Here is an 8,079-nt window from a genome sequence, read left to right as displayed (position 1 = left end):
CCTTGACAGTCTGGCTGGGTCGTTATATAAATGTTTTTTTATGGCTACCTGTTTCCAACATCTTCGGAAGCATTATCGGCAAGGTACAGGAGAACATGCTCAAACTAGACATTTCTCAAGTAAAGTCTTCAGGAGATACTTTTTTTAGTTCGACCGATACTGCCTATTTGATCTTCCTTGTAATCGGAATTGTTGGGTATTTCACTGTACCCACTGTTGCTAATTACATTGTCCATGCTGGCGGCGGCAACGCATTGTTGCAAAAGGTGACCACCCTAGTGTCAAATAGTACAACAACGGTAACGGGTTCGGCAAGCGCCATGGCACAAGACGTTTTCGGCGGTAAATCTACGGTCAGCCAGGGAATGGCTGACCGCTCTGTATCCGATGGTTATTTCGCGAACGGCAGCAGCAATGATTATCATAAAAACCGCCTCGTTGGCAAATAACCTTAAATCCTACGACTATGTTCAGCAAATTAAGAAATATTGATAACGCATTTAATCACATTCGCTTGTTTAGCTTCTTGCTAATCCTGGCATGTGTACTGATCTCGGGATTCTCTATTATTAAGAGTTACCAGGCGATAAATGTCGCGCAGGATCGAATCTATATTCTCGCTGGCGGTAAAGCGCTTGAAGCATTCGCTTCCGGCAGGAAAGATAACATCCCAGTCGAAGCCCGCGACCATGTTCGCACATTCCACCAATTTTTCTTCACACTAGATCCGGACGATAAAGTAATACAGACTAACATTAGTAAGGCCCTTTATCTTGGTGATCAATCAGTCAAGGCTCAATATGATAACCTAAAAGAAGGTGGGTATTATACCAACCTGATCTCAGCAAACATCAGCCAGGAAATTGCCGTGGATAGTGTAGCCTTGGACATGGATCAATACCCATATCGATTTCGTTGCTATGCAATTCAGAAATTGATCCGCGCCACATCGACCGTAACCCGCAACCTCATAACAGAAGGGACGCTACGGAACGTAAGCCGCTCGGACAACAATCCACATGGCTTTCTGATCGAGCGGTGGGAGATCATCACTAACAGGGATACCACCCTTCAAAACGTCAGACCATGATCGCCGGGAACAAAAAAACATCTAAGACACTTACTGCCAGACAGGAACGGCTGGCGGTTGGCATATCATCCGTCCTGGTGTTTTGGCAGCGACGGATTGCAATGAAGTTGAATAGAACGTTAAACGTGATGCCGATCGCGAGGCTTAAAGCAGGGTTGCTTCTTTTCTGCCTGCTTGTCGGCGCAACATTCCTATACCTTATCCTCACATCGCTTTTTTTCACTTAAATAAATACAACTATGAAAACTATTCATTCACAAGCCTTTTTGAGGCACCGAAAATTTCTGTTGGTTCTACCACTTCTGGTCGCACCATTTTTGACAATGGCATTTTGGGCGCTTGGTGGTGGCCAAACCGGCGGCACAGAACAAAGTGCTCACGTCGAGACGCGCGGAATCAACACAGCACTTCCTGAAGCGAAGTTCACTGGAAACGAAAAGGGCGACAAGCTCAGTGCCTATGAAGCTTCTCTTAAAGAACTAAAGAGTTCAACTTGGCCCGACTCCTCAGCAAGCAACTCATCCCAACCGGGTTTCGATGCCCTGACTAGCAATCCTGCCGATCAACAGGAGCAGCAAATCAGACAACGCATTGAGTTGCTACAAAATGAGATCAATCGCCCTCAATCTCCAACATCTCAACCGCAACGCGAGGTTCCAAAGCGTTCTTCGATTTCGGGCGATGTAAACCGATTGGAGAGCCTGATGCAGTCTATTCAAGGTGGTGGCGGTGATGATCCGGAAATGCAGCAATTAAATACCATCCTGGAAAAAATCATGCATATTCAGAATCCCGGTCTGGCTAAAGAACGCTTGAAGTCAAAGTCCACAAAGAATAAGGGACAGGTTTTCGCCGTACAGGACATCGACAAAAGCAGCGATAGTGTAACTACGATAGAAAATGTTCTGGGCAACGCAGTGGACGCTGTAATACACCAAGATCAAGACATCGTTTCGGGCTCGGTCATCAAATTAAGGCTTTCAGATAGTATTTATGTTGCGGGCCGGCTAATTCCTAAAAATGAATTTGTGTATGGCATCGCCGCCGTCGAGGGCGAGAGACTGAAGATAGAAATCACTACACTTCGTTATCGGAACGCCATTTTACCCGTAGCATTATCTGCTTATGATTTAGACGGCCTTGAAGGATTATACATTCCTGGTGCAATTACTCGCGATGCCATCAAAAGCGGAACTGAAGAGGCGATTCAAAGCTTGCAAATTTTATCGATGGATCCTTCTGTATCAGCACAGGTGGCCGGTGCCGGTATTCAGGCCGCAAAAGGGCTGTTCGGCAAAAAAGCTAAACAAGTCCGCGTCAAAATAAAAGCAGGCTACAAACTTCTGCTTCGCGACAATAACCAACGAAACAACTAATCAGCAAAATATGAAAACGTATCATTTAATCATGTTGCTCGCTCTGCTTTCGGCAGGGAGTGCAGTTGCTCAGGAATCGCGCTATACAAGCGCATTTAATAGTTCCAATAAACAAAGCTTAATTAATTCTAAAGATTTAGCTAAAACAATCGCAGGATTTAAATTTTCCCGTTTAGTTAAGGACAAAGAAGGAAACATCAGTGCTGACCTAAATAAGGTGCTTATTCATCAAGGCAGCTTTTACTTCAAGTTCCGATTAAGTAACCGGTCGCCTATTCCTTACGACATTGATTTCATTCGCTTTTACATTCGTGATCTTAAGGCCGCAAAGCGTACTGTGACACAGGAGCAGGAGGTTTATCCTGAACCAGTATTTGGAAAGGAATTAGTTGCCGTTGCACCGATGGACCGTAAAATCAAGGTCTTCCGTTTGACCAAGTTTACTGTTCCGGACGACAAAGCCCTTTTCATTGAAGTTTACGAGAAGAACGGCGCACGTCATGTTTACCTGAAGGTGTCACGTTCCGACATTGAAAACGCTAGAACTGTTAAATAACAATCCAGGATAATACAACCGACTATGACCGGATGACACGAGGTCGTTCCGGCAATTATAAATCAATTAAATTATACTGCTATGAACACACAAAATGTTGAATTTTTACAGTCGCAGCTAAAGAATTTTGGCTTCGGCGAGACACTAAACAGGGATCTGGCTTCCAACATTGAAAAGGGACTAAAGGATTTTCAACTTCAGACCGAGATTCCTCATTTCAATAACAGGATCGATTACACGCTTCACCTGCGGAAATCCGACACGACGGATATGTACTTCATTAACCGCTATGATGCCTCTTTAAAGCATAGCGATGCGTCGCTTGACAAATCCCAAACCTTTTATGTGAATAACGGATCTTCAGTTACCGCTAAAGAAGCGTTTAACCTGTTGGAAGGCCGCGCCGTTCACAAAGAGCTAAAAAACCAGGAAAACGTGAAATACAAAGCCTGGTTGAAGCTTGATTTCGATGTGAAAGCTGATTCCGGTAATTACAAGATCAAGCAATTTGGCGAGAAATACGGATATGATCTGCAAAAATCACTGGAGGGCTTTGCGATTAAGGAACTTGCTGATCCAAAGCAGAAAGCCGATTTAATGCGCTCGCTAGAGCGTGGTAATGTACAGTCGGTGACTGTGGTTCGTGACGGCGGCAAAGAGGCGCGGTACTATATTGAAGCCTCGCCGCAATATAAGAATGTGAATGTGTACGATCACAAAATGAACCCGGTGAAGCGGGATACGATTAAGGAGGCTGAGAAGTCGGAGAGCGTTTCGCAAGTTCAGGACCCCAAGGCGTCGCAGGATAGAAAACAGAAGGCCGACCAGAAAGAAGATCCGTTGGTGCAGAATAAGCGAAGCCGGAAGAAAGGTGTGAAAGTTTAGGATTGAGGAGCCCGCGGAAGCGGGCTTTTTGCATTAATAAATACGGCAATCAATTGACTATCTTGTCTTATTGGTGTAGTGATGCTATCGCAACGCAGAAGCAAAAAGATATATTCGATACGGGTATGAGATAGTGTTATACCCGTAAAACGCTAATTGGGTATTTCGACAACATTATCAGCTCCAAACCATACTGAAGCCTGAGCGATGACTGTTGCAGGAGGATTGCAATAATAAACAGTGAGATTTTCCTTTGCCCGAGTACAACAAACGTAAAATATCTTCTGCGTTCTATCCAATACTGAAGGAGTACCGCCAGCAAGAAACAGATTTTCAAAATTGTATTTATTCCAGCTGCCATTATCCAATATTACCAATACATTGTCGAATTCAGTTCCTTTGGTCTTATGTTGTGTTGAAAACGGTGTTTTGCCTTCGAGATAATCGAAAAGCTTCTGAAATTCCCTGAAAGGAACTGACTTTACACGGTCGTATAAGTAGCTCTGCCTCTCAGTAAATTGGCTAACCCGGTCATCAATGATGGCGATGCCCATTGCATCTGCCTCGGCAATTATTTCTTCGATGGTTTTTTCGCTAACATCGACCAAAATTTCAATGTTCTCCTTTAATATCCGCTTTTGGGCAATTGACACTATCTTATCCCGGTAATCTGTTATCCTAAGAAATTCGTTATATTGTTTGGTCTGATAGAGAGATATGTTAGTTTGAATTTTGAACAGATGTTTTACAAGATTGTCTCGTTTGGTTCCTTTTTTTCCTTCATCGTCGATGTCCTTCTTTTTGTCATCCACGAGTTGATCCTTGTCCACATACATTTTCGAAAAAACATCGTATTCCATCGTTCTTGCCTTTACAAGCAAATCGGGATGGTCAGCAATAAACACGTTCATGCCGTTGGTCGGCTCTACGGCACGTAAAGCTGCCCCGGACTTTCCATTTTTTAAAAAGTCGATTACGTTGCCGAAAGTTTGTCCCGTGAAATCTTCGGTAATATCGTTGTCTTTAACGTACTTCTTAATTCTGTCTCGATATTTAAGGACCTGATCTTTATCGTAGATATCCATGAGCGTTCTGAAACCCGCTTTATCTGCGATTAAATTATGGGTTAAATTCAATTCCTTCGTCTCTTTTGCATCCAAAAAATCCCATTGATAATTCTCCGATAAGTAAGACTTTACTGCATCTATGTTCCCATTTTGGGAATGCAAAAAAAGAATTCTGCCGTTCTTGACAACTCCATTTGCCATATTTGGCGCGGTGGGATCAGATGATGGAGTTTGCATTAATCCGTCGGTGCGTATTGTATTTGCAAGACCGATTATCTGAAGAGGATTTCTACGGTTCTGCGCCTTTTGTATTTCTCTGACTTGACCCGGCTCATTTCCAATATAAGCATTCAGATTACCTATGGTATCATCATAGATTGACTGCATTGCATCGCCAAAAAAGCCGATTATATTTGGCCTGAGACTCTGCTGGAACTGTGTAAGAAAAATATCTACAACTTGGGTGCTTGTGTCCTGATACTCGTCGATAAAGATAAATTTATACCTGTCTTTGACAATACTGCTTAATTTGGGATAGGATGCGAATAAGCGATTTGCTACGAGCAGCAACTCATCGTGTGAAATGATACCGTCGCGGATCTTGACATATTCTTTATACTGAATCCCGTCCTCCAGGACATCGAAGAAATTCGCCGGTACCGGAGTTACTCCTTCAATCTTGATTCCTGTGACTTCCTCATCGTTAGCCAAATCCACTACAGCAACTTTAAGCTCTTTTTGAAAGTGTTTGATCGTATCCCATAAAAAATCGTGAATAGTCGAAACGTTCAGATTGCTATGGTCAACCCGTTCTTCAATTTCCTTTACCGCGGCATTTGTGTAAGTCATACAAGCCACTCTGGCGTGTGGAAACTCTTCAATCACTTGGCGGATGACTTGAACCAGGGAGTAGGTCTTTCCGCTTCCAGCGCCGCCGCTAAGTAAAAAGTTCTGTCCGTTGTCAATACATTGAAGAATGCTCTGGACTTCCGGCTCCAATATTAGTCTGTCTTGAGCCATAGTAGTCCTTCTTTAATGTATGATGGTATCTTCCAATTACTTAAAGCTGCGTCGCTATGATACAGAATATCAAGGGCAAAATGGGTTTTCTTTTTAATGCATTCGTTTGCCAGCACATATGCATTTTTAGATGCATCGTCAAAATATGCCGTTTTTTTAAGGCCCTGGAAACTGTCTTTGGCGTCAGCAATAAATTGCCTGTTCAAATGGATGAATGCATCCTCGAAGCTTCTTGCACGGTAATCATCTTCTGCCGTCTGATAAACAATACATAGTTTTCCATCGTCTTGAAGAATCCAGGCGTTGGCCGTTTTTGCAAATGTCCTTTGAGTGATGGTATAGCCGAGGAGGTCGTTCAGGTCGACAGCTCCGAAAAAGAATGAAAGAGCACTGTTGGAAAAACCAGTCCCATCAGCAACTGGGCATTTTTCACCGTCAGCATCTACTGCATCCAGATCTGTAATTATCAAGCTCTTGATGCCGAGAAACTCTATGAACTGCTCAAAAATCTGGGAATACGCTCCGACCTCAACTATGGAAATATTCTGAGAAAGCAACGGCAAAAATTGATCTTCCTGCCTTACAGCAGCGAGCCGTGCTTTTTCTTCGATGTCGACCTTTCGCATTAATGTCGGCAGCAAAATCCTTTCAGTATCACCTTCAATTAATATTGCTTTTTCCGCGAAAAATATTTCTGCTCTGCTTACTGTTAAATACTGCTTAAGAAATTGATACTTTGAAGCGTCCGCATAGACCTGTTCCAGATCTTTAAGGTTTTTCGAAATTACTCCACTGCTTTCAAGTTTTTTTAAATACTTTATATCACTAAAATCGCTATCAGCCACTATGTGTGAAGAGTGGGTAGTGATAATATACTGTAATGGCCTGTTAATACCGTCGTCTCGCCTAACGCCCTCGCGAAGCAATGCCTTAATATTTTTAATGAAGACATACTGCATCTGAGGATGTGTATGGGCTTCGGGTTCTTCTATGAAAAGCAAGTTTATGTCCGCTGGTTTTAATGCCTTATCACGCTTGAATTCCTGTACAAGGATCTCGATCTCGAAGATCATACTGATCAAGTTCATGTACCCCAGTCCATTATAATGCTCAGGTAGCTGGTGATCGGAGCTATGCCGATATACTACCGTCGTATTACCCTCTAAAAGCTCCCTATGTTGTAACGTTGAGATAATTTCGATCTCAGATTCATTTCGAATGATTCCACCAAATATCTTTACCTTCTCAATGATTCCCTCGAATAGCGATTTATAAACGTCACTTAACTGAGTGTCGGTTTCGGTAATTTTATCTTTGAATTTCTCAACCGCGTCGTTTTGTTCGTCACTCGCTTCTGTGCGCTGATATATCCGTGACGTTTGTCCTGATAGCGTGCTATCAGGCTCTTTATTCGTTACATCTCTTTTTGCGCTTATATACTTAAAATTAATAATCTCTTTCGTGGTGATATTTTCACTTTCTAGATCAAGAAAAGTATTCGGGTCGATCATCTGGCTTGCGATCTCGAACAGATATGAGCGCTTTTTTATCCTGAAAAAATCTTTTTGGTATCTCTTCAAAAAATCAAAAACTCCTTTAATATCATACAACGTATTTTCGATTTTTTTTGCTTGTTCCTTTGCGTTGAAATCGCGATACTCCCGGCGAGCTTTTAGATAATTTTCGTAATCCAGCAAATAGTGAAATCCAAGGGTAATCACATTATTATTCGGATCTAAATCCATCATTACCCGACTGATATTTGAAAGGTTATCGCTTTCATCGTATTGAATAAACAGTTTAAGCTCCAACCCATTCTCGACATAGTCCTCAAAAGGGATATCATGGGCATCTTCGATGAGATTTTTCACAGCCGACTTGTATTCGACGTTGAAGTCGTCAAAATTGAATTTGCTTTTTTCGTTCAGAAATTTGTCAAGAACCCACAATACAGAGGTTTTACCGGTGTTATTCTTCCCGATTATTAAGGAAAGCTCGTCTTCCAAATCCATCGAAAAAGCTTTTAGGAGCCGATAATTGCATACCTCTATTTTGAAAATTTTCATGAAAAGTGATTAGGCCTAT

The 8,079-nt window shown here is 42.3% G+C and carries 6 protein-coding genes and 1 pseudogene; 5 read left to right on the top strand and 2 right to left on the bottom strand.

What is annotated here, in order from left to right:
* From WKF69_RS01100 to WKF69_RS01080, 5 genes and pseudogenes are all read left to right on the top strand, one after another.
* Positions 1-449 (top strand): annotated as a pseudogene (locus WKF69_RS01100) (conjugative transposon protein TraJ); the annotation flags it as partial.
* Positions 450-466: 17 nt separating this feature from the next.
* Positions 467-1,090 carry a conjugative transposon protein TraK gene (gene traK / locus WKF69_RS01095; RefSeq protein ID WP_340378775.1) on the top strand — a complete coding sequence of 208 codons (624 nt, stop codon included), beginning with the start codon at positions 467-469 and terminating at the stop codon, positions 1,088-1,090.
* Positions 1,091-1,329: 239 nt separating this feature from the next.
* On the top strand, positions 1,330-2,466 hold the full coding sequence (gene traM, locus WKF69_RS01090) for a conjugative transposon protein TraM (protein ID WP_340378773.1): 1,137 nt from the start codon (positions 1,330-1,332) through the stop codon (positions 2,464-2,466).
* A 10-nt stretch (positions 2,467-2,476) separates the two neighbouring features.
* Entirely contained in the window at positions 2,477-3,022 is a 546-nt protein-coding gene (locus WKF69_RS01085; protein WP_340378771.1) for a DUF4138 domain-containing protein, read from the top strand.
* A gap of 81 nt (positions 3,023-3,103) precedes the next feature.
* Complete coding sequence (locus tag WKF69_RS01080) at positions 3,104-3,907, top strand: hypothetical protein (RefSeq protein WP_340378769.1); 804 nt, start codon at positions 3,104-3,106, stop codon at positions 3,905-3,907.
* A gap of 152 nt (positions 3,908-4,059) precedes the next feature.
* Here the strand turns inward: WKF69_RS01080 and WKF69_RS01075 are convergent, their stop codons facing one another.
* Together WKF69_RS01075 and WKF69_RS01070 are read right to left on the bottom strand one after the other, a co-directional pair.
* Positions 4,060-5,994 carry a UvrD-helicase domain-containing protein gene (locus WKF69_RS01075; RefSeq protein ID WP_340378767.1) on the bottom strand — a complete coding sequence of 645 codons (1,935 nt, stop codon included), beginning with the start codon at positions 5,992-5,994 and terminating at the stop codon, positions 4,060-4,062.
* Entirely contained in the window at positions 5,976-8,060 is a 2,085-nt protein-coding gene (locus WKF69_RS01070; RefSeq protein ID WP_340378765.1) for an ATP-dependent endonuclease, read from the bottom strand. Before WKF69_RS01070 ends, WKF69_RS01075 begins: the two co-directional genes overlap by 19 nt.
* Between the last annotated feature and the right edge of the window lie 19 nt (positions 8,061-8,079).

This window comes from Daejeonella sp., from assembly GCF_037719425.1.
In the GTDB taxonomy this organism is placed as follows: Bacteria; Bacteroidota; Bacteroidia; order Sphingobacteriales; family Sphingobacteriaceae; genus Daejeonella.
The sequence above is the reverse complement of the archived record's forward strand: the minus strand, read 5'-3'. Positions and strand labels throughout refer to the sequence as shown.